At 28.4% G+C, this 2,478-nt stretch carries 2 protein-coding genes; both read left to right on the top strand.

What is annotated here, in order from left to right; translation table 11 throughout:
• Positions 1-1,350: 1,350 nt before the first annotated feature.
• The gene (locus AA089_RS25720) at positions 1,351-1,608 is read left to right on the top strand and encodes a DUF4113 domain-containing protein (protein WP_082113477.1); all 258 of its coding nucleotides are present in this window, start codon (positions 1,351-1,353) and stop codon (positions 1,606-1,608) included.
• Positions 1,609-2,006: 398 nt separating this feature from the next.
• Positions 2,007-2,381: a LytR/AlgR family response regulator transcription factor gene (locus tag AA089_RS22845; protein WP_053002646.1), complete on the top strand. Its 375-nt coding sequence runs from the start codon at positions 2,007-2,009 to the stop codon at positions 2,379-2,381.
• The last annotated feature ends 97 nt before the right edge of the window (positions 2,382-2,478 follow it).

Below are 2,478 nucleotides of genomic sequence, written 5' to 3'. Positions count from 1 at the left end.
AAATTATTTAATCTCTCTATAAAAAGTTTATAATTCTATTTTTGAAAAATCTGCTCATCACTTGGCAGTTAGTGGGAAAAACAAACTTATTGTTCAACGATTAGATGAAATAAAAACTAATTAGTTACTTCGTGAAAATTTTGCAAACCCATTATTAAAAAATCTGCTCATCACTTAGCAGTTAGTGAAGAAATCAAACTCATCGTTAAACGATGAGCTGAAAAAAACTAATTAGTTACTTCGTGAAAAATTTGCAAACCCACTATTGAAAAATCTACTCATCACTTAGCAGTTAGTGAAGAAATTAAACTCATCGTTAAACGATGAGCTGAAAAAAACTAATTAGTTACTTCGTGAAAAATTTGCAAACCCATTATTAAAAAATCTACTCTTCATTTAGCAGTCAGTAAGAAAAACAAACTCATCGTTAAACGATGAGCTAAAAAAACTAATTAATTACTTCGTGAAAAATTTGCAAACCCACTATTGAAAAATCTACTCATCACTTAGCAGTTAGTGAAGAAATTAAACTCATCGTTAAACGATGAGCTGAAAAAAACTAATTAGTTACTTCGTGAAAATTTTGCAAACCCACTATTAAAAAATCTACTCATCACTTAGCAGTCAGTGAGAAAAACAAACTCATCGCTAAACGATGAGCTGAAAAAAAACTAATTAGTTACTTCGTGAAAAATTTGCAAACACATTATTAAAAAATCTACTCATCACTTAGCAGTCAGTGGGAAAAACAAACTTATCGCTAAACGATGAGCTGAAAAAAAACTGATTAATTACTTCGTGAAAAATTTGCAAAAATCTACTCATCACATAGCAGTCAGTGGGAAAAACAAACTCATCGCTAAGCGATGAGCTGAAAAAAACTAATTAGTTACTTCGTGAAAAATTTGCAAACACATTATTAAAAAATCTACTCATCACTTAGCAGTCAGTGGGAAAAACAAACTTATCGCTAAACGATGAGCTGAAAAAAAACTGATTAATTACTTCGTGAAAAATTTGCAAAAATCTACTCATCACATAGCAGTCAGTGGGAAAAACAAACTCATCGCTAAGCGATGAGCTGAAAAAAACTAATTAGTTACTTCGTGAAAATTTTACAAACACATTATTAAAAAATCTACTCATCACTTAGCAGTTAGTTAAGATATCGAACACATTGCTAAACGATTATTTAAAAAGAAAATGGAAAACTGATCGACTAGTTTTATGAAAAATTATAAAACAACTATTGGAAAATCTCCTTATTACCAAATAAATTCACTTTTCTTTATAAACAAAAATGATGATTTAAGATTGTAGTATTATTCTTAAAGTTTTTGAAAAGTCAATATGTTTGAAGCTTCGAATTCAGATCACAAACAATCAATGACAACCATTGACAGCTTGAACTTAAAATATGGGAAAAACACTCTGAACATTGCAAGTCAAATATTAGATTTTTCATGGGCGATGCATCAAAATAATCTATCTCATATATACACAATCGTACTTAAATACACCGCCATACTTAATTATGATTCTTTAGTGTTATTATTAAAAAACTATGATTATAGTTCTCATTATCTTCAATTTACGTTTTTAACGTAAACACTATATGGTTAAATAATAAAATTTCAATATGAACGTATAAAAATATACTTAAAATTGTATATAACATATATTTATACGTATCATTGATAAATTTTTTATTAAAATAAATCTGTGTCTAAAAATACTACTGCAACTATAGGATGCTTATAGATATTTGTGATTAAAAATTAATAAAATTTTACATTTTCGCAAATGCGAAAAAAGGATACAATAATGCGTTAACATATATTTAGTAAGAAAAACGATCATTTTTTAATAAAAAATCAACGCTTATTTAAAAAACACGACGCTTATACAAAATTTCAATACTGTATGTAAAAAGTAGTTTTCTTTGTAGATAAATACTTATAGATACCCCTATATATCCATATTAATAAAAAACAATTATTTATTGCATGATACAAGTAGAAAATAACACAATAAATACACACGGAATAATAAATAATAAAGATTATATATGTTTAGGAAGTAAACACAAAGGACAATACATATCCAAACACTCTATTCTCTTTGTAGAAGCCTATGAAAATTATGCATGGCTCTACTTAAATGATAATACAAAACTACTGAGTTCCAAACCAATTGGTTATTACGAAGACCTATTAGCTTCTGACGGATTTACACGTATACACCGATCGTATCTTATCAATATATCACACCTAAAACTGTATGAGCGTAAATACCGTCTTGTGCATTTAAGAGGAGCAATAACCCTGCCTGTAAGTCATCGAAAAACACACACATTCTCAAAGTATTTACAAAGTGCATAAAAGCTCCTCAGCGTATAAAACCCCTTAACAATAAAATCATAGTATAAAAAAATAGTCTGCTGAAATCGGAGTCGCTACTCCACACACATTCATGTTT

Origin of the sequence: Kordia jejudonensis (assembly GCF_001005315.1) — a bacterium.
Taxonomy (GTDB): Bacteria; Bacteroidota; Bacteroidia; order Flavobacteriales; family Flavobacteriaceae; genus Kordia; species Kordia jejudonensis.
The sequence above is the reverse complement of the archived record's forward strand: the minus strand, read 5'-3'. Positions and strand labels throughout refer to the sequence as shown.

Coding starts and splice junctions, on each gene's coding strand:
- AA089_RS22845 (WP_053002646.1), top strand. CDS start 2,007: ATGATACAAGTAGAAAATAACACAATAAATACACACGGAATAATAAAT.
- AA089_RS25720 (WP_082113477.1), top strand. CDS start 1,351: ATGTTTGAAGCTTCGAATTCAGATCACAAACAATCAATGACAACCATT.